This is a genomic window from Methylobacterium sp. AMS5, assembly GCF_001542815.1.
Classification (GTDB): Bacteria; Pseudomonadota; Alphaproteobacteria; order Rhizobiales; family Beijerinckiaceae; genus Methylobacterium.
The window spans coordinates 2,386,546-2,404,989 of record NZ_CP006992.1 but is presented as its reverse complement, the minus strand read 5'-3'; the positions used below and the strand labels follow the sequence as shown (position 1 = coordinate 2,404,989).

19 protein-coding genes are annotated in these 18,444 nt (G+C 69.7%); 5 read left to right on the top strand and 14 right to left on the bottom strand.

The features are described from left to right. Positions 1–60: 60 nt before the first annotated feature. From argB to Y590_RS10865, 3 genes are all read left to right on the top strand, one after another. Positions 61–957, top strand: coding sequence for an acetylglutamate kinase (argB, locus tag Y590_RS10875; RefSeq protein WP_060769851.1), 897 nt, complete (start codon positions 61–63; stop codon positions 955–957). Positions 958–1,043: 86 nt separating this feature from the next. After that, positions 1,044–1,790: a pyrimidine 5'-nucleotidase gene (locus tag Y590_RS10870; protein WP_060769850.1), complete on the top strand. Its 747-nt coding sequence runs from the start codon at positions 1,044–1,046 to the stop codon at positions 1,788–1,790. Continuing rightward, complete coding sequence (locus tag Y590_RS10865; RefSeq protein ID WP_060769849.1) at positions 1,787–2,227, top strand: metallopeptidase family protein; 441 nt, start codon at positions 1,787–1,789, stop codon at positions 2,225–2,227. Before Y590_RS10870 ends, Y590_RS10865 begins: the two co-directional genes overlap by 4 nt. 4 nt (positions 2,228–2,231) lie before the next feature. Here Y590_RS10865 and Y590_RS10860 read toward each other — a convergent pair whose 3' ends face one another. The 5 genes from Y590_RS10860 to Y590_RS10840 form a co-directional block, all read right to left on the bottom strand. Beyond that, positions 2,232–3,464 (bottom strand): hypothetical protein, encoded by a 1,233-nt coding sequence (locus Y590_RS10860; protein ID WP_060769848.1) that lies wholly within the window; start codon positions 3,462–3,464, stop codon positions 2,232–2,234. Between the two features lie 198 nt (positions 3,465–3,662). Continuing rightward, positions 3,663–4,193, bottom strand: coding sequence for a DUF2937 family protein (locus tag Y590_RS10855; RefSeq protein ID WP_060769847.1), 531 nt, complete (start codon positions 4,191–4,193; stop codon positions 3,663–3,665). A gap of 66 nt (positions 4,194–4,259) precedes the next feature. Continuing rightward, positions 4,260–4,520 (bottom strand): hypothetical protein, encoded by a 261-nt coding sequence (locus tag Y590_RS10850; RefSeq protein WP_060769846.1) that lies wholly within the window; start codon positions 4,518–4,520, stop codon positions 4,260–4,262. Positions 4,521–4,530: 10 nt separating this feature from the next. Next, on the bottom strand, positions 4,531–5,538 hold the full coding sequence (locus Y590_RS10845; protein ID WP_060769845.1) for a WD40 repeat domain-containing protein: 1,008 nt from the start codon (positions 5,536–5,538) through the stop codon (positions 4,531–4,533). Positions 5,539–5,555: 17 nt separating this feature from the next. Next, positions 5,556–6,230: a YoaK family protein gene (locus tag Y590_RS10840; RefSeq protein WP_060769844.1), complete on the bottom strand. Its 675-nt coding sequence runs from the start codon at positions 6,228–6,230 to the stop codon at positions 5,556–5,558. 267 nt (positions 6,231–6,497) lie between these two features. Between Y590_RS10840 and Y590_RS10835 the strand changes: the two genes are divergently transcribed. Together Y590_RS10835 and Y590_RS10830 are read left to right on the top strand one after the other, a co-directional pair. After that, on the top strand, positions 6,498–6,917 hold the full coding sequence (locus Y590_RS10835; RefSeq protein ID WP_060769843.1) for a response regulator: 420 nt from the start codon (positions 6,498–6,500) through the stop codon (positions 6,915–6,917). Positions 6,918–6,951: 34 nt separating this feature from the next. Next, positions 6,952–7,311 carry a hypothetical protein gene (locus Y590_RS10830; protein WP_060769842.1) on the top strand — a complete coding sequence of 120 codons (360 nt, stop codon included), beginning with the start codon at positions 6,952–6,954 and terminating at the stop codon, positions 7,309–7,311. Positions 7,312–7,316: 5 nt separating this feature from the next. Here the strand turns inward: Y590_RS10830 and bioD are convergent, their stop codons facing one another. From bioD to ileS, 9 genes are all read right to left on the bottom strand, one after another. Further along, a complete protein-coding gene (gene bioD / locus Y590_RS10825) occupies positions 7,317–7,994 on the bottom strand; it encodes a dethiobiotin synthase (RefSeq protein ID WP_060769841.1) in 678 nt (225 codons plus the stop codon). 207 nt (positions 7,995–8,201) lie between these two features. Continuing rightward, complete coding sequence (locus Y590_RS10820; RefSeq protein ID WP_060769840.1) at positions 8,202–8,975, bottom strand: ferredoxin--NADP reductase; 774 nt, start codon at positions 8,973–8,975, stop codon at positions 8,202–8,204. 180 nt (positions 8,976–9,155) lie between these two features. Beyond that, complete coding sequence (locus tag Y590_RS10815) at positions 9,156–9,587, bottom strand: DUF4431 domain-containing protein (RefSeq protein WP_083530836.1); 432 nt, start codon at positions 9,585–9,587, stop codon at positions 9,156–9,158. 77 nt (positions 9,588–9,664) lie between these two features. Then, positions 9,665–10,597: a ring-cleaving dioxygenase gene (locus Y590_RS10810; protein WP_060769838.1), complete on the bottom strand. Its 933-nt coding sequence runs from the start codon at positions 10,595–10,597 to the stop codon at positions 9,665–9,667. Positions 10,598–10,783: 186 nt separating this feature from the next. Further along, positions 10,784–12,067: a M16 family metallopeptidase gene (locus tag Y590_RS10805; RefSeq protein ID WP_060769837.1), complete on the bottom strand. Its 1,284-nt coding sequence runs from the start codon at positions 12,065–12,067 to the stop codon at positions 10,784–10,786. Between the two features lie 153 nt (positions 12,068–12,220). After that, positions 12,221–13,603, bottom strand: coding sequence for a M16 family metallopeptidase (locus Y590_RS10800; protein WP_060769836.1), 1,383 nt, complete (start codon positions 13,601–13,603; stop codon positions 12,221–12,223). Between the two features lie 191 nt (positions 13,604–13,794). Beyond that, a complete protein-coding gene (locus tag Y590_RS10795) occupies positions 13,795–14,499 on the bottom strand; it encodes a hypothetical protein (protein WP_060769835.1) in 705 nt (234 codons plus the stop codon). Positions 14,500–14,662: 163 nt separating this feature from the next. After that, positions 14,663–15,178 carry a signal peptidase II gene (gene lspA / locus Y590_RS10790; RefSeq protein WP_060769834.1) on the bottom strand — a complete coding sequence of 172 codons (516 nt, stop codon included), beginning with the start codon at positions 15,176–15,178 and terminating at the stop codon, positions 14,663–14,665. Then, a complete protein-coding gene (gene ileS / locus Y590_RS10785) occupies positions 15,175–18,150 on the bottom strand; it encodes an isoleucine--tRNA ligase (RefSeq protein WP_060769833.1) in 2,976 nt (991 codons plus the stop codon). The genes lspA and ileS overlap by 4 nt, the downstream gene beginning before the upstream one ends. Positions 18,151–18,444: the final 294 nt, after the last annotated feature.

Below are 18,444 nucleotides of genomic sequence, written 5' to 3'. Positions count from 1 at the left end.
CCTGCGCTAGAAGCCCTGCCGAATCCGCCTCCGCCTCGAGAGAGAGCCAGGACGACCGCGATGACCGATCCGCTGCCGAACGTGCATGTGCGCGCCGAGATCCTGACCCAGGCGCTGCCGCACATGCAGCGCTACGATCAGGAGATCGTCGTCATCAAGTACGGCGGCCACGCCATGGGCGACCCGGCGGCGGCGGAGGACTTCGCCGAGGATATCGTGCTGCTGGAGCAATCCGGCCTGAAGCCGATCGTCGTGCACGGCGGCGGGCCGCAGATCGGCAAGATGCTGGCCCGGCTCGGCATCGAATCGGAGTTCCGCGGCGGGTTGCGCGTCACCGACGAGGCGACCGTCGAGGTGGTCGAGATGGTTCTGGCCGGCTCGATCAACAAGCAGATCGTCGGCTGGATCGCCGCCGAGGGCGGCCGGGCCATCGGCCTGTGCGGCAAGGACGGCAACATGGTCCGCGCCAAGCGGGCGATGCGGACGGTCAAGGACCCGGACAGCAACATCGAGCAGGCGATCGACCTCGGCCTCGTCGGCGAGCCGGAGCATGTCGAGCGCGGCGTGCTCGATGCGGTGCTGAAGGCCGAGCTGATCCCGGTCCTCGCCCCCGTGGCCTACGGCGAGGACGGCAAGACCTACAACGTCAATGCCGACACCTTCGCCGGCGCCATCGCCGGGGCGCTGCGGGCCAAGCGTCTCCTGCTGCTCACCGACGTGCCCGGCGTGCTCGACAAGGACAAGAACCTGATCCAGGAGCTCACGATCGAGGATTGCCGCCGCCTGATCGCCGACGGCACCATCACCGGCGGCATGATCCCGAAGGTCGAGACCTGCATCTACGCCCTCGAACAGGGCGTCGAGGCGGTGGTCATCCTCAACGGCAAGGTCCCGCACGCGGCGCTGCTCGAGCTGTTCACCGATTTCGGTGCGGGCACCCTGATCCGGCGCACCTGACGGCAGCGCTTCCCAGCGGCTTGCAACTCCCTACATACGGGACGGGCATCCCCGTCCCGTTTCTCCTTTCAAGCGTAACCTTCCCCTTGCTCCTTCCCGGCGAGAGCCACTTCACCACCTCCGACGCCCGCGGGTTCTCCCACGTCGATACCTGGGTGTTCGATCTCGACAACACGCTCTACCCGAGCGACGCGCGGGTCTGGCCGCAGGTGGACGAGCGGATCACGCTCTACGTCATGCGGCTCTACGGGCTCGACGCGATGTCGGCGCGCGCCCTTCAGAAGCATTTCTACCACCGCTACGGCACCACCCTGAAGGCGCTGATGGTGGAGGAAGGGGTCGATCCGCACGACTTCCTCGACTTCGCCCACGACATCGACCACTCGACGATCAAGCTCGACGAAGCGCTCGGCACGGCGATCGAGCATCTGCCGGGGCGCAAGCTGATCCTCACCAACGGCTCGCGCCGCCACGCGGAACGGGTCGCGGACAAGCTCGGCATCCTCGACCATTTCGAGGACGTGTTCGACATCGCCGACGCCGACTTCATCCCCAAGCCCGACCGCGGCACCTACGAGCGCTTCCTTCTGCGCCACGGGGTCGATCCCCGTCGCTCGGCCCTGTTCGAGGATATCGCCCGCAACCTCGTGGTGCCGCACGACCTCGGCATGGCGACGGTTCTGGTGGTGCCGCCGACGCCCGATCCGTTCCGCGAACTCTTCGAGCAGGAAGCGGTGCAGGAACCGCATATCGACCACATCACCAGCGATCTGGCGGCCTTCCTCGTGCGCTGCGTCCTGCCGGTCGTCCCACCCGAGCCCGCCGCGCCGTGAGCGATGCACCCGCGGGCCACTGGGCCGCGATCAAGGCCCCGAGTCTGGCCGAGATCGAGGCGCTGGCCGAGGCCGCCTTCGCCGGCCTGCCGGAGGAATTCCGGGCGCGCTGCGCGGGCGTGCGCATCCACGTCGACGACTTCCCCGACGACGAGACCCTGACCGAGATGGGTTGCGAGTCGGCGTTCGACCTGCTCGGCCTGTTCCGCGGCATCGGGCTGGCGCAGGCGGGCGAGGTCGCCACGGGGCAGATGCCCAACGCGGTCTGGCTCTATCGCCGGCCGCTGCTCGATTACTGGGCCGAGCACGACGAGACGCTGGGGCACCTCGTCACCCACGTCCTCGTCCACGAGATCGGCCACCATTTCGGCCTCTCCGACGACGACATGGCTGGTATCGAAGCGGCGGCGGACGCGACCGAGACGTCGGACGCCTGAGGCTTCAGCCCCGCGCGGGCAGGCGCGGGATCAGCCCGACCTTGGGCCGCCGGGAGCGGAACTGCCCGCGCTCGATCGCCACGAAGGTGAGGATCGCCAGCGCGAGCGTGGTGAGCCACCAGATCGTGGTGAGGCCGACGCCGACGCAGCCGATGGCAAACGCGGTGGCGAAGGCCGCCATGGCGCAGGGCGCCAGCACCGTGGCGTCGCGGCCCGCGCGGTGAATCGCGCCGTAGAGGGCGAAGGCCGCGGCGAAGGCGCCGACGACGCCGAGTTCGTACCAGAACTCGAACAGCATCGTGGTCGGCGCATTGATCGGAAGGATGCCGAAGATCTTTCCGCGCAGGGCCGTCTCGAGGCCGTGGCCGGTGACGAGGCGCACCGGCTCCAGGGTGACGACCTTCTGCCACGCCTTGAGCGCCAGCACGCCGGGCGCGACGGGCCCGAACAGGGCGACACCGATGGGGCGCGCGAGGAACGGCAGCAGCGGCGCGACCACCAGCAGGCCGGCAGCGGTGAGCGCGGTGACGCGCACGCCGAGCGACAGGCGCCAATGCGTCAGCGCGAAGGCGAGCGCCCCGATCGCCAGCGCGAACAGCGCCGTCACGCCCGGCGCCAGCAGCAGCGCGCCTGCGACCAGCACGACCACGACGAGCGAGCCCATGTCGCGGCGGCGCGAGCGCAGCCACGCCACGGCGGGCCAGGCCAGCAGCGCCAGCAGCACCGCGCCGCGCTCCAGGGCGCTGTCGCCGTCCGGGTTGTCCTTGAGCATCGCGTCGCCGACGAGGTTGATCAGAATCGCGACGATGGCCGCCGCGCCGACGCCCAGCGGCAGCAGGTAGAGGTTGGCCGAGCGCATCCGGTCAGGGAGCGCGAGATAGGCCAGAAGCGTCATCACGACGATGGCGACGAGGTTGGCCAGCCGCTCGCTCGCGGGCGCGGGAAACGGTGTCCAGACCAGCGACAGCGCCGACCAGAACAGCACCAGCATGCCGGCCAGGAAGGACGGCGCGGTCAGCAGCCGTTTCAGGGCCGGACCGATGGCACGCTGATGCTGGTCGATGGCGCTCGCGGTGATCAACAGGACGACGGCGATGGGCGCCAGCACCACGGTGGCGCGGCGCGAGACCTGCGCGGCCACCGGCAGCACCACGAACAGGCCGAAGAAGCCGATACGGCGCAGCAGGGCCGCCGCGTCGAGGGCGGGATCGACGGTCGTGGTCGGGGGACGCGGCATGATCAGGGAGGACCGGATCCGGCGCCCCTGCGGAGTGCGGGCGCTTAGCCTACACCTAGTGCAGGCGGGTGGGCCGGGCTGTAGAGGCGCTGCAACACCCAGAGCATCATCCCGAAAGGTGGTTGGCGGCTTTTGAGAAAAAGATGATGCAAGAAGCAGGGCCGAAGCAGGAGCCTCGGGATCAGCGCGCGATTTGCCTCAAACCGGCGTGGTTTGCGGCCGCGGGCGCCGCCGACGGCGGGCGAGGTGGCGGCCGACATCGCTGGTGACGCGCCAGCCGCCCCAGGCGGCGAGGAAGCCGAGCAGCCCGGCGACGAGGCCGTCCGCCGTGGTCGGCACCGCCGGCTGATAGTCGCGATAGGCGGCGCGGGCGATGCTCATGTCGGGATCACGGGCCATCACGCTGAGGCGTCCGAGCGGGCTCGCCGCCGTGTCGAGGGCGAGCTTCTGCGCCTCCAGCCGCTTCAGCCGCTCGACATCGCTCCGGGCCGATTCGCCGCGCCGGGCGATGAAGGCGTCCGGGTTGGTCCGCAGCAGCGCCAGCGCCTCGTCCCGGCTGCGGCCCGTGGCCTGGGCGTCGGCATCGAGGGAGGCGATAGAGCGGCGCAGCTCGTCCAGGGCCCCGCCGAGGCGCTGGGTGTATTGCTGGGCGAATTCCGGCGCCTGCGCGGCGATGACCGCCGCGAGCAGTCCGAAGGCAAGGCCGAGCGTTCGGACGACACGGAACATCAAAACTTCCTTCGCGGGGGCCACTCGGTTTGTAGGGCAATCCGCGGCGCCGGGGAGGGTCGCGGTTCAATCTTGGCCGAGGGCGGCCGCCACATCCGCCTCGCTCAGGGCGTCGAGCGCCCCGGCGATCTTCACCGCCCGCGTCTTCTCGCCGGGCGGGAACAGCAGGACCACGGTCTCGGTGCCGGGACAGGCCGGATCGGTGCAGACGATCTCGCTCACGCTCATCGCCGTCTCCGGGCCGTAGCCGCCCGCCTTCCGCAGCCACGCCTCCACCCGCCGCCGGGCGGCGGCGTCCGGCTTCGGAGCGCGTCCGAACAGGGCCACGGCGCGGGCGTCAGGCCGGCAGGGTGAGCAGGCCGGCCTGCCCGTCGGCGCAGCCGAAGGCGAGGCGGGCGCCGGCCGGGTCCCAGGCGAGGGCCGAGATCGCGCTGCCCTTCACCGCCGGGCGCACCAGCAGCTCCGAGGCGTCGGAGAAGCGCACCAGCAGCAGGCAGCCATCCTCGTAGCCGATCGCCAGAACCGGCGCCTTCGGGTGGAAGGCGACCTGCGAGACCCGCGCCGGCCGCACGCCGCATTCCCGCGGCGCCTTGCCGGTGGGGCCCTCCTTCGAGTCGAACGGCCAGACGATGGCCGCCTCGGCGCCGCTGGTGGCGAGCCACTTGCCATCCGCCGACCACGAGAGCGAACGCACCTTGGCGGGATAGCCCGACATCCGCATGTGGCCGCGATCGGGCTGGAGGCGCCAGCCATGCAGTGCGTTCTCCTGCATGGTCGAGACGACGAAGCGGCCGTCGGGCGACCACGTCACGTCGAGATGCGAGCCCTTCCACTCGATGAATTCGGGCGGCGTCTCAAGGTTCGGATACCAGAGGCTGACGCCGTTGTAGTGGGCCACCGCCAGCCGGTAGCCCTTCGGCGCGAAGGCGAGGCCGCGGCCCGTGGTGGGCGCCGTGAAGGTCTTTTCGCGGCCCTTGGCGTCGCGGGCGGTGACCGCACGTCCCGAGGCGAAGGCGAACGAGCCGTCGCCGTGAAGCGCCAGCGCGTCGATCCAGCCGCCGCCCTTGGCCTGCGCCAGCTCGCTCGACCGGCCGTCCGCCCCCGTCGCGACCACGCGGCCGTCGTCGCCCCCGCTCACGAGCCGGGCGCCGTCGCTGGCCGCCACGAGGATGCTGCTGTCCGGGTGGGCGGGAACGGTCTCGGTCGCACCGTCGCGGGCCAGCAGCACACCGCCATCGGCGAGCGCCAGCGCCAATGTCCCCTTGAGCCAGTGAGCGGCGGTGACGTGGGCGCCGGCCGCGATATCCGCGACGTGGTCGGTAAGGGAGGGAGCGGAGGCGCTCATGCCGGAGGGGTCTTCCTTCAGATCTTGGTCAGCGCCACCGGCGAGCGCCGGTACGCCAGAGTGAACAGGGTCGCGGCAAGGCATAGCCCGGCCGCCACGCCGGCGGGAATCGCCAGGGCTGCGATTCCGAGATGCGAATGGGCGAGCGTGCCCGCAACCGCCCCGACGAGGAGCGAGAGCCAGACCGAGCCGTCGCCGACCCAGCCCAGCCGCGGTCCCCTCCCGGCAAGCGCCAGCGCCGCCTTCTGCCCGAACGCGAACAGCGCGCCCGTGACGAAGGTGGTACCGGCGCGAAAGCCCTGAACATGGGCGAGCACCGCGTTCTGCCCGCCCATGGCGAGCGCCAGGAACAGCGAGGCCACGCCGACATGGGCGTGCTCGGCGGCCAGGGCGACCGCCGCGGTCAGGGCGACGGCTTCCAGGCCGAGCACCGCGGGCGTGACCCAGCGCGGCGGGCACAGGGCGGCGATGGCGCCCCCCGAGACCGCGCCGACGAGGAAGGCGCCGATCAGCAGCGCCGGCAGCACGGCGCCGAGCGGCTCGCCATGGCCCAGCGAGACGGCAAGCTGCGTCGTGTTCCCGCTCATGAGCGAGGTGTAGAGGCCGCCGAGCCGGATGAAGCCGAGCGCGTCCACGAATCCGGCGAGCGCCGTGAGCACGATGCCGAAGCCGATCTGGAAGGGTCGGGTCACGGGGCAGGCACGATCGTTAAGGCGCCCTTCGAAAAGCAGGCGGGCGCGGGGGCGAAAGACGGCCTCATCCGACAAAGGGTTAGGCGTGCCACCGCGTCAGGCGCGACTGAAAACAGTTCCTGCACCGTACCGTCAAGGTTAACCGATCGGTTACCAAATGCGCGCAAATCGAAGCAATCACGGTGAACGAGGCCCTTCACGGCCCCGTTGGTCCGGCGATCCGCAAGCTCGGCTGTTGTCCGAGCACGGGTGAGTTGGAGTTCTGCCATGATCCCCTTCGCCTGCATCCCCGCTGCCCTGCCGCCTTTCTCCCTGGCGCGCCACGCCGACACGATCCTCGTGGTCGAGGACGAGTCCTTCGTCTGCGAGCTGGCCGTCGAGGCGCTACTCGACGAAGGCTACCGGGTGCTGACCGCCGCCGATGCGGAGGAGGCGGAGGCGATCCTGTCGAGCGAGCATGTGGACTTGCTCTTCACCGATATCGATCTGGCCCGCAACACGAACGGCATCGCCCTCGCCCGCAGCGCCCGGCGCAGCCTGCCGCGCCTGCCGGTGGTCTACACCTCAGGCGGCCGCGACGGCCTCTCCGCCGCCGAGGCCGTGAACGAATCGGTGTTCATGCCCAAGCCCTACCGCGCCGCTCAGCTCGTGGCCGTGACTAACGACCTGCTGCGCCACCGCGGCTGAGTTTCCCCGCCCTCAACCCATACGAGACGTGACCATGCGTCGCCTGATCGCCTGCGCCTTCCTGATGCTCGCCGCGATGCCGGCCGCCCGAGCCGAATGCAATGTCGAGGATACCGGGCTCGAACCGACGATCGCGGCGAAGAAAGAGCTTCAGGAAACCAAGAACGCCCAGATCGTGCGCGACCTGCGCACCCTGCGCGACGCCGCGATCGTCCTCGAATCCTACGGCTTCCCGGACGAGTGCAAGCGCCTCGTCGCCATCGTGAAGGATCTGGCCGCCAAGCCCGACGACACGATCAAGCGCAGCAGCGACACAGACGAGGAGAAGGCCGAGGAGATCCAGGAATCCCGCGAGCCGAAGGCGCCGAAGGAGCGCAGCGGCTCCGGCCGGTAACGGCCTCAGACAACCCCGCGAAGGTTTTCCGGAAAATCCCCTCCCCGGCATAGGCAGCCGACCGGCACGCGCGCGTGCCGCGCGATCTGGCCGGCCACCGTCTCGACCGGGACCGGCGCGCCCTCGCTCTCGCTGACCACGATTCCGGCGAGCGCGATGGCGTGCGCCCGCAGCGTCTCGACCGCCGTCAGCGCGTGGCTGATCGCGCCGAGATAGCTGCCGGACACGAGCAGCGCCGGAATCGCTTGAGATTTCAGCCAGTCGAGGCCGGTCGCGGCCTCGGTGATCGGGCTCATCAGGCCGCCGACGCCCTCGATCACCACGGTCTCACCGTCACCGGCCTCGGCCAGACGCGCGCCGCACCACGCGACAAGCTCAGGCAGCGCGAGGCTGCGCCCCTCGCGGGCGGCGGCGAGGTCGGGCGCGAGCGGCGCGGCAAAGCGCCAGGGCGAGCAGGCGGCAACCGTTTCGGGCGTGACAGCGAGCCCCTGGGCCGCGAGCAGGCGCCCGGTGTCACTCTCCGCGAAATCCGGGTGGTCGAGCGGGGGGACGCCGCTCGCGAGCGGTTTCAGAGCCCGCACCCTCCGGCCCTGACCGCGCAGCCGGCGGACGAGGGCGGCGGTGGTGTAGGTCTTGCCGATCTCGGTACCGGCGCCGACGATGAACAGGGCGGGCAGGGACATGGCAGGCAGGGACATGGCGTGCGGATCGCTCCGTTACGAAAACGGCGTTGTCCCCCCTGCGCCCTGGTCCAGAGGCGCCCGCGACAGCGGACCTCGAAGGACCGCCCAGTTCCCGCGCGATGTCTGGAACGCCCTTCGAGGCTGCTTCGCAGCACCTCGGGATGAGGGCGTGAGTCGGAGCGACCGGGGCCGGTCGCTCCGCTGGCGCTACTTCTCGACGAAGGCCTTCTCGATCACGTAATGGGCCGCCTCACCGTGGTTGCCTTCCTCGTAGCCGAGGCCCGTCAGCATCTCGCGGGTGTCCTTGATCATCTCCGGCGAGCCGCAGAGCATGAAGCGGTCGTTCTCGATCGACATGTTCGGCAGGCCGATATCCTCGAACAGCTTGCCCGAGGTCATCAGGTCGGTGATCCGGCCGCGGTTGCGGAACGGCTCGCGGGTGACCGTCGGGTAGTAGATCAGCTGGTTGGCGATCATCTCGCCGAGGAACTCATGGCGAGGCAGCGTCTCGGTGATGGTCTCGCCATAGGCCAGTTCCTGCACCTGACGGCAGCCATGGACGAGCACGACCTTCTCGAAGCGGTCGTAGGTCTCCGGGTCCTTGATGATCGACAGGAAGGGAGCGAGCCCCGTGCCGGTGCCGAGCAGGTAGAGGTTCTTGCCGGGCAGGAGGTTGTCGAGCACCAGCGTGCCGGTCGGCTTCTTGCCGATCATGATCGGATCGCCGACCTTGAGGTGCTGCAGCTTGCTCGTGAGCGGGCCGTTCGGCACCTTGATCGAGAAGAACTCCAGTTCCTCCTCGTAATTAGCCGAGACCACCGAGTACGCGCGCAGCAGCGGCCGGCCCTCGACCTCGATGCCGATCATCGTGAACTCGCCGTTGCGGAAGCGGAACGAGGGATCGCGCGTCGTGCGGAAGGAGAAGAGCGTGTCGGTCCAGTGGTGGACGGAGAGGACGCGCTCCTCGTTGTACTTGCTCATCGGCCGCGGGTTTCCCGATTCTGGAAGCGTCGAAACGGGGCTCTTCTCGCAGTCGCAGCATCCGCGTCAAGACGCAGCGCTGCCACAGCGGTTGGAATGTGACTTTGCCTGGAACTGTTCTTGAATCCGGCGCATGCCTGACCCCGCATGAGCGCATCGCAGCCACACAGAAATTGGCCGTCAGCGAGCTTCCTCGGCCTTCACCTCGCTCATCACGATCGGCGTGTGATGATGGCCCGTATGGGCTGCGAAGACGGTGCCGGAGACGCGTACCTTTTGACCGGAAGAAACCCCGAGCTGCTTGCGCGTGGCGGCGAGTTGCACCGCCCGGACACCGGATACCGCCTCGTCGAGCCCGGACGCGTCGGCCTTGTTCGCCTCAATGCAGACGGGCTTTGGCAAGAGTAGCACCAGGACCGTCTCGGGCCTGTCGCCCTGGGCCACACTCTCGTAGTTCGGAGGCCCTGGATAAGTCTTGATCGCCAGCGTGCCTGAGAAGGTCAGACGCTCGGTGTAGCGATAGCAAGGGGCTGCTGCCGCTCCGGCCATCGCCGCCGAGGAAGAGACGGCCACCGCGAGTGCAAGCCAGAGTCGCGCCATCCTGCCCCGCATCGACCCGCTCTCCCGCCTTGAACGGCCAAAGCGCAACCGTAGCACGATTCGCTGCCGGCCCTCGCGGTGGGCTGACCCTATAGCGGCTTCAGCCCCGCTTCGATCTCCGCCCGGCGCGGTTCGAGGAACGGTGGCAGCGCAAGACGCTCGCCGAGCGATTCCATCGGCTCGTCGGTGGCGAAGCCCGGCCCGTCGGTGGCGATCTCGAACAGGATGCCGTTCGGCTCGCGGAAATACAGGCTGCGGAAGTAGTAGCGATCCACGGGACCGCTGGACGGGACGCGGCGCTGCTTGAGGCGGTCGGCCCAGGCCTCGTAATCGGCGTCCGGGATGCGGAAGGCGACGTGGTGGACGGCGCCCGCGCCCTGGCGAGCCGGTGCGCCCGTACCTTCAAGAAGCTGGACCTCCGCGGCGGGACCGCCCTCGCCGGTCTCGAAGACCGTCACCTCGCCCTCGGGCAGTTCGAAGGTCCGGGCGCGGCGGAAACCGAGGACCTGCGTCAGCACCGCCTCGGTGCGCTCGGGCTGCGAGACCGTGAGGCGGATCGGCCCAAGGCCCCGGATCTGGTGCTCGGGCGGCACCGGGCTGCCCTCCCAGGGATGCGCCGGCCCCACGCCGCCATCGTCCACGAGGCTGAGGCGCTGGCCCTCGCCGTCCTCGAAGTCGAGGGTGAGACGCCCGTTCCGCTCGATCGCCGGATGGTGGCTCACGCCCTGGCGGGCGAGATGCTCGCGCCACCAGTCGAGGCTTCCCGCGCCGCCGACGCGCAGCAGCGTGCGCGAGATGCTGTCGGTGCCGCGCCGCTCGGCGGGTGCTGGCCAATCGAAGAAGGTGATGTCGGTGCCCGGCGAGGCGCGGCCGTCGGCGTAGAACAGGTGGTAGGCCGAGACGTCGTCCTGGTTGACGGTCTTCTTCACGAGCCGGAGCCCCAGCACGCGGGTGTAGAAGGCGAGGTTGTCGGCCGCCTGCGCCGTGATGGCGGTGACGTGGTGGAGTCCGGTGAGCTGCATCGCTTGAGGCCTCGCGCGGGGAGCGGGTTCGGCCTCCACCAGATAGGGGTTTTGGGCGCCAGCCCAAGGCGCCCGGCTCATTCCGACATCGCTGGGCACACCAAACCGCTGGACCTAAAAAGAAAAAGGCCGGCGACGCGTCTCCGCGTGCCGGCCCCGGCCGTGAGTGGAATTGGTGAAGGGCGCCTACAGTCCCGTGGGCCGCCCTGCGGCGACCACCAGCATCTTGCCGTCGCCGAGGGTGCGGGCGCCGGCCCGGCGGATGTCGGCCTGGGTCACGCTCGCCACGAGGTCGTTGCGGCGGGCGATGTAGTCCATACCGAGACCCTCGAAGGCGATCTGCACCAATTGGTTGGCGATCTTGGTCGAGGTGTCGAAGCCGAGCGCGTAGGAACCGGTGAGGTAGTCCTTGGCCTTCTGCAGCTCCTCGTCCGAGGGGCCTTCGGTGATGAGGCGCTGGATCTCGTCGCCGATCACGTCGAGCGCCTCGACGACGCGCTCGTTCTTGGTGGCGGTGTAGCCCCAGGTCATGGCGACCGCGCGATGCGAGGTCAGCGAGGTGCCGACCGAGTAGGCCAGGCCGCGCTTCTCGCGCACTTCCTGGAACAGGCGCGAGGTGAAGGCGCCGCCGCCCAGGATGTGATTCAGCACATAGGCCGGGATGAAGTCGGGGTCGCGCCACGCCACGCCCGGCATGCCGAAGCGGATCACCGACTGCGGCACATCGAGATCGACGACGATGCGGCGGCCGAGTTCGTTGATCGCGGTCGGCGGCACCGGCTTGAGCGGGCCGGCCTCGGGCAGAGCGCCGAAGGCGCGGGCGATCATGCCGGTGATCGTCGCCTCGTCGAAGGCGCCGACCGCCGCGACCTTCAGGCCGCCGCGGCCGATCACGGCGCGGTGCAGGGCCACGAGGTCGTCGCGGGTGATCGCCGACAGGGTCTCGATGGTGCCCGCCGAGGAGCGGCCGTAGGCGTGACCGGGGAAGGCCTCGCGGAAGTAGCGGCGGGAGGCCAGCACACCGGGATCGTTCTGCTGGTAGCGCAGGCTGGCGATCATCTGCGCCCGGACGCGCTCGATCGCGGGCTGATCGAAGCGCGGCTCGGCCAGGGAAAGGGCCAGCAGACGGATCGCCTCGTCGGCATGCGTGAGCAGCGTCTTGAGCGAGCCGCCGATGGAATCGGGGCCGGTGTGGAAGCTCAGCTCGATCGCGCGGGCCGCGAGCGCCTCCTGGAAGGCATCCGAGTCGAGGTCGCCCGCGCCCTCGTCGAGCAGCCGCGCCATCATCTGCGCGGTGCCCGCCTTGCCCTCCGCATCCTGCGCCGCGCCGCCCTCGAAGGTGAAGGAGAGCGCGATCATCGGCACCACCGGCGAGGCGACGTGCCAAGCCTCGATGCCGGGGGCGGCCGCGAGCGGCAACGCCTGGGTCGGCGACGTCGCGGTGCGGGTGCCGGTCTCGGCGAGATTCATCGGGAGTTCCTCAAAGCGTCTTTTCGCAAACGGCGCCGCCACCGGGGGCGGCGCGAAGAATCAGAGTCGTCCTCGTGTCTCTCACAAAACTCCCGTTGTGCTGTCATCGCCAGAACGAGAACGGTCGGAGACCGGGAGTTTTGCGAGGCACTCTTAGGCGATCGCCACGTCCGGGTCGTGCGCCTTCGTAAGGTAGCCGGTCACCGAGCGGGCGGGCACGAGATAGCGGGCGGCAACCGCGACGAGCCGGTCATGGGTGACCGCTTCGATCTCGACCGGCCAGCGGCGTACCTCCTCGACGGTCTCGCCGATGGCGAGCGCCGAGCCATAGATCCGCGCGAGCGAACTCTGCGAATCGGATGAATAGACCGTCTCGGCTACGAGCCGGATCTTGGCCCGCTCGATCGCCTCCGCGCCGAGCGCCTCGGGGACGCGGCGCAGCACGCGATCGATATGCTCTTCCAGAGCTTCCAGGGTCACGCCCTCGGCCGGCACGGCGTAGACGGCAAAGCGCGTGTCATCCATCGCCGAGCCCATGTACCAAGCGCCGGCATTCACCGCGACGCCCATCTCCAGCACCAGCTTGCGGTAGAGGAACGAGGTCGCGCCGCCGCCGATGACCTCGGCGAGCAGTTCGAGTGCGTAGCCCTCGCCGTCGCGGGCCGTCATGCAGGAGGGGGTGAGGTAGAGGCGCTGCAGGGTCGGCTGCTCGACCTTCGGGTCGGCCACCGCGATCCGGCGCATCGCCCGCGGCTCCGGCTCGCGCGGGCGCAGCCGCTGGGGCCGCGCGCCCTGCGGCGTCACACGGCCGTAGGTCTCCTCGGCCAGACGCCGCACCTCGTCCGGCGTCACGTCGCCGGCCACCACGAGGATCGCGTTCTCGGGGGTGTAGAAGCGCTTGTAGTAGTCGATGGCGTGGGTGCGGTTCAGCTCCTCGATCTCGTGCATCCAGCCGATGATCGGGATGCCGTAGGGATGGTGCACGAACAGCGAGGCGGCCATCGCCTCGGAAAGCTGCGCCGACGGATCGGTCTCGACCCGCATCCGACGCTCCTCCAGCACCACGTCGCGCTCGGGCGCCACCACGGCGTCGTCGAGGACGAGGCCGCTCATCCGATCGGCCTCGAAGGCCATCATCGTCGAGAGGTGGTCGCGGGCGACGCGCTGGAAATAGGCGGTGTAGTCGTAGCTGGTGAAGGCGTTCTCCTGGCCGCCGAGCGACGAGACCGCCTTCGAGAAGGCGCCGGCCGGGTGCCGATCGGTGCCCTTGAACATCAGGTGTTCGAGGAAGTGGGCGATACCGGACTGGCCGATCGGATCGTCGGCCGAGCCGTTGCGGTACCAGACCATGTGCGTGGCGACCGGCGCCCGGTGATCGGGCACCACCACCACGTCGAGCCCGTTATCGAGCACGAAGGCGGAGACCTCCGGGCCGCCGGCCTCGGAGCGCCCGAACGGGGCGGCGTCCACACGGCCGGCGTGATTCAGGCCTCGCTGCGGTCCCACGGGCGCGATGGCCTTCCGGTAGAGGTGCATCCCACTTTCCTTATGCGGGGGCTCTTCCGCCCTCCGCGCTTTCCGTCCCAAGAATCCCGGCATTGTCCCGTGATCGGTCGCCGGTGGCAAATCCCATACCGCGCGGCGTGTCCGCGCGGTGACGGTCCATCCGGATGCTGGGCGCCTTCGCCGACCCGCCGAGATCGACGGAACCGGGCGGAGGCCGGCTCTCAGCGCCCGGACGAATTTCTCATATAGGCACGCGGGTCGGCCTCTTCACGGTCGCTGATCGGACCACCGACAGGGCCGCCCTGCGGTTTGGCGACCTTGATCGGCGCCTTGCGATAGCCGGTGGGCGGATCGGTCAGCGTATCGCGGTCGGGCTCGACCAGCGACGGCTCGGTCTTGTCGGGCGTGCCCTTGAGCAGTTCGAACGGGTTGAGCCAGGTCGAATCGCGGGTGTCGCCCTGGCCGGGTGCGTTCGCTGGCCCGGTGAGCGCCCCGGCGCCCGCGCGGCGGCCGGCCTCCATCTCGTAGACCGAGAGCGTCTCGTTGTTGTCGTTCATGCGGCCCTGCGCACCGCGCACGATCGGCTTCTTCGCCTCGATGGCGGCCCGCTCGCGCTGGACCACCTCCGGATCCTTCGGCCAGGCCGGATCGGCCTGGCGGGTCCGGGGCGGGGGCAGGCCGGCGGTCAGATCCTCCCGGCCGCCGAGCTTGGGCGGCATCGCGAGCGGTGCGCGCTCGCGATAGGTGATGGCGGGACGGTCCGGCTCGATCAGGCCGAGATTGCTCAGCGTGTCGCGCATGAATTCGCCCTCGGCGCGGGCCGCGCCGACGGCGAGTCCGGGCAGCAGGGCCGCGCCCAATGCCGTTCTCAAAGCCAGAGGACGGATCGATCCGAAAGCCCGCGTGACGCTGCGCCGCCCGTTCATGCCGATTTCCCCAAGGCTACGGACCGGCCCCGCCCGCTTTTGATCCGGGACGGTCAGCCGGACGGCGTTTCATCGTGAATCGCGCGTCGAGCCCACGCAAACCGAGGTGAGCCGGGTTTCGGGCGAAGGTATGGCACCCTGACGCGGACGGATGCGCCGCGCTTCAAGCCTGGGGACGACCGCCGTTCCCCGCGACGTCCCTGGACGGAGAGCGCTGGGTCGGCCGCAGGCTGTCGAGGATCAACCCGATCACGCCCGCGACGATGGCCGCATCCGCCACGTTGAACACGTACCAGGACCATGTTCCCGCGTGCAGGTGGACGAAGTCGAACACCGCCCCGTAGGCCGCCCGGTCGATGGCGTTGCCGAGCGCGCCGCCGACGATGAGGCCGAGCGCCACCGCGAGCAGCCGCGAGCCGGCCCGATACATCCACACCGACAGGCCGAAGGCGGCGGCGAGCGAGACGGCCACGAGCAGCCAGCGCCCGAACCCGCCCTCCTGCTGGAACAGGCCGTAGGAGACGCCCCGATTCCACACCACGACGAAGTCCGCGAACGGCGCCAGCCGCCAGGGCTGCGTCATCACGAGGTCGGTGCCGAAATAGAGCCAGAGCTTGGAGGCCTGATCGAGGACCAGCGTGGCCAGCACCGCGATCAGGCCGGAGCGGAAGGCGGTCACGCCGCCTCCGGATGGGCCGCGTCCCACTCCCGCAGGGCCCGGGCGTCGCGCGGCGTCACCTCGGGATAGTCGGGATCGCTGCCGACCTCGGGCGTGACCCGCCAGGAGCGGGCGCATTTGATACCCTCGGCCCGCTCGGGCACCACGGCCACGCCCTTCACCTCGTCGAGGCGGAAGGCGTCCGTCGGGCCCTCACCGGCGCGAACCGTGATCGCCGAGGTGATGCAGGTGTCGGCAAAGTCCACGCCGTCGAGCGCGCCGAGCAGATCGGAATCCGACACGTAGACGGTCGGCGCCGCCTCGAGGCTGGCGCCGATGCGCTTGGCCGCGCGCTCGATCTCGAGCGCGCCGGTGACGACGCGACGGACCTTGCGGATCTTCTGCCAGCGGGCGGCGAGCGCCTCGTCGCGCCATTCGGCGGGCGTCTCGGGCAGGGTCTGGAGATGCACCGAGCCGTCCTGCGACGGGTAGCGGTCGAGCCACGCCTCCTCCGCCGTGAAGGCGAGGACGGGGGCGAGCCAGATGACGACCCGGCGGAAGGCCTCGTCGATGACCTGAAGCGCGGCGCGGCGCGTCACCGAGGAGATCGGATCGCAGTAGAGCGCGTCCTTGCGCACATCGAAGTAGAAGGCCGAGAGGTCGCCGGTCATGAAGCCGTTGAGCAGCGCGACGATCCGCTTGGTGTCGAACGCCGCGTAGGCGTCGCGGATCTCGCCGTCGAGCTGCGCCAGACGATGCAGGATGAAGCGCTCCAGCTCCGGCATCGCGGTGAACGGCACGTCGTCGCCGGGCACCCGGTGGGCGAGCGAGCCGAGCATCCAGCGGAGCGAATTGCGCAGCTTTCGGTAAGTCTCGGCAAAGGTTTTGACGATCTCCGGGCCGATGCGCAGGTCGTCGGAGTAATCGGCCGCCGCGACCCAGAGACGGAGGATGTCGGCGCCCGATTCCTTGATGACGTTCTGCGGCGCGACGACGTTGCCGCGCGACTTCGACATCTTCTCGCCCTTGGCATCGAGGACGAAGCCGTGGGTCAGCACCACGTCGTAGGGTGCGTGCCCCCGCGTGCCGCAGGATTCGAGCAGCGAGGACTGGAACCAGCCGCGATGCTGGTCGGAGCCTTCGAGATACATCACCGTGTCGGAGCCGCCGTCCACTGCACGGCGGATGCCGGCGAGGCCGGGGAAGGCTTGCGCGTCGTCCAGCACGAAGGCGTGGGTCGAGCCGGAATCGAACCAGACGTCGAGGACGTCGGTCACCTTCTCGTAGTTCGCCGGATCGTGATCGGGCGCGAGGAAGCGCTCGGTGGCGCCGTCCGCAAACCACGCATCCGCGCCGTCCTGCGCAAACGCTTCGGCGATGCGGGCATTCACCGCCGCATCGCGCAGCACCTTCCCGGTCTCACGCTCGACGAAGACCGTGATCGGCACGCCCCAGGCGCGCTGGCGCGAGACCACCCAGTCGGGCCGGCCCGCGACCATGCCGTTGATGCGGTTTTTTCCTTGCGGCGGCACCCACTGCGTCTGCTCGATGGCGTGGAGTGCCGTCTCGCGCAGGGTGCGGTTACCGAGCGAATCCACCGTCCGGTCCATGGCGATGAACCATTGCGGCGTGTTGCGGAACAGGACCGGCTTCTTCGAGCGCCAGGAATGCGGGTACTGGTGGCGCAGAACCCCGCGGGCGACCAGCGCGCCGACTTCGGTCAATGCTGCGATGAGCGCCTTGTTGGCGTCGCCCTTGTCGCCCTTGGCGGTGAAGACGAAGCGGCCGGTAAAGCCCGGCGCTTCCTCCGTCAGCCGGCCGTCGGCATCGACGGTGTAGGGGATGCGGGTATCGATGCCCGCTTCCGTGAGGCGGCGGCCATTGGCCATCCAGACCTCGAAGTCCTCGCGGCCGTGGCTCGGCGCCGTGTGGACGAAGCCGGTACCGGCCTCGTCGGTGACGTGCTCGCCCTCCAGCATCGGCACGGGGAATCCGTAGCCGGAATCGAAGGTGCTCAGCGGATGCGAGAGGGTGAGGCCGGCAAGGCTCGCCGCGGGCACGTCGGCCACGCGCTCGAACGCCTCGACGCGGGCGGCCTTGAACACGCCCTCGGCGAGCGCATCGGCGAGCAAATAGGTATCGCCGACCTTCGCCCAGTTGTCCTCGGCCGCCTGCGTGACGCGGTAGAGCCCGTAGGCGACGCGCTTCGAATAGGCGACGGCGCGGTTGGCCGGCAGCGTCCAGGGCGTGGTCGTCCAGATCACGACGCGGGCGCCGGCCAAGTCCGTCGGAGCCCCGTTGCGGATCGGGAATGCCACGAACACCGTGTCGCTGACATGCTCCTCGTACTCGACCTCGGCCTCGGCGAGCGCGGTCTTCTCCACCACCGACCACATCACCGGCTTCGAACCGCGGTAGAGCTGGCCGGAGGCGGCGAACTTCATCAGCTCCGCTGCGATCCGCGCCTCGGCCGGATAGGCCATGGTCGAGTAGGGATGATCCCAATCGCCGGTGACGCCGAGGCGCTTGAACTCCTCACGCTGGATGTCGAGCCACTCCGCGGCAAATGCCCGGCATTGCTGGCGGAATTCCAGCACCGGCACCTCGTCCTTGTTCTTGCCCTTGGCGCGGTACTGCTCCTCGATCTTCCACTCGATCGGCAGGCCGTGGCAGTCCCAGCCGGGAACGTAGTTCGCATCGCGGCCGAGCGCGCCCTGCGAGCGGACGACGACGTCCTTCAGGATCTTGTTGAGCGCGTGCCCGATATGGATGTTGCCGTTGGCGTAGGGCGGACCATCATGCAGCACGAAGCGCGGGCGGCCCTTCGCGGCGGCGCGGATCTTTTCGTATAGGCCGATGTCTTTCCAGCGCTCCAGCAGGAGCGGCTCGCGGGTGGGTAGCCCCGCGCGCATCGGAAAATCGGTCTTCGGCAGGAACAGGGTCCGCGAATAGTCGCGGGCGGCCACGGGGGCGGCGTCGGTCTGGTCGCTCATGGCGGGGTTCGGCAGGGCTCTCGTCGCGGGGACGGTCGAAGAAAAACGGGCGGACGCGCTTCACCCGGCATCCGGCGCGGCCGCTGAACGCGGCGCCTACGCGGAGGCCGGGCCCGTAATTCGCGGCGGAATGTGCATGAGGCCGAACATGGAGCGCTTCTAGAGCGCCCGCCCGCCAAGGGGAAGCCGCTTCGTCGCGGGGACGGAGGACAAAGCGGAGGGGCGGTCCCGGCGCCGCGGGTCGGCAGCGGACGGAAGACGGCTTGCACCGGCCTCGCCGCCTTGGCATCAGCC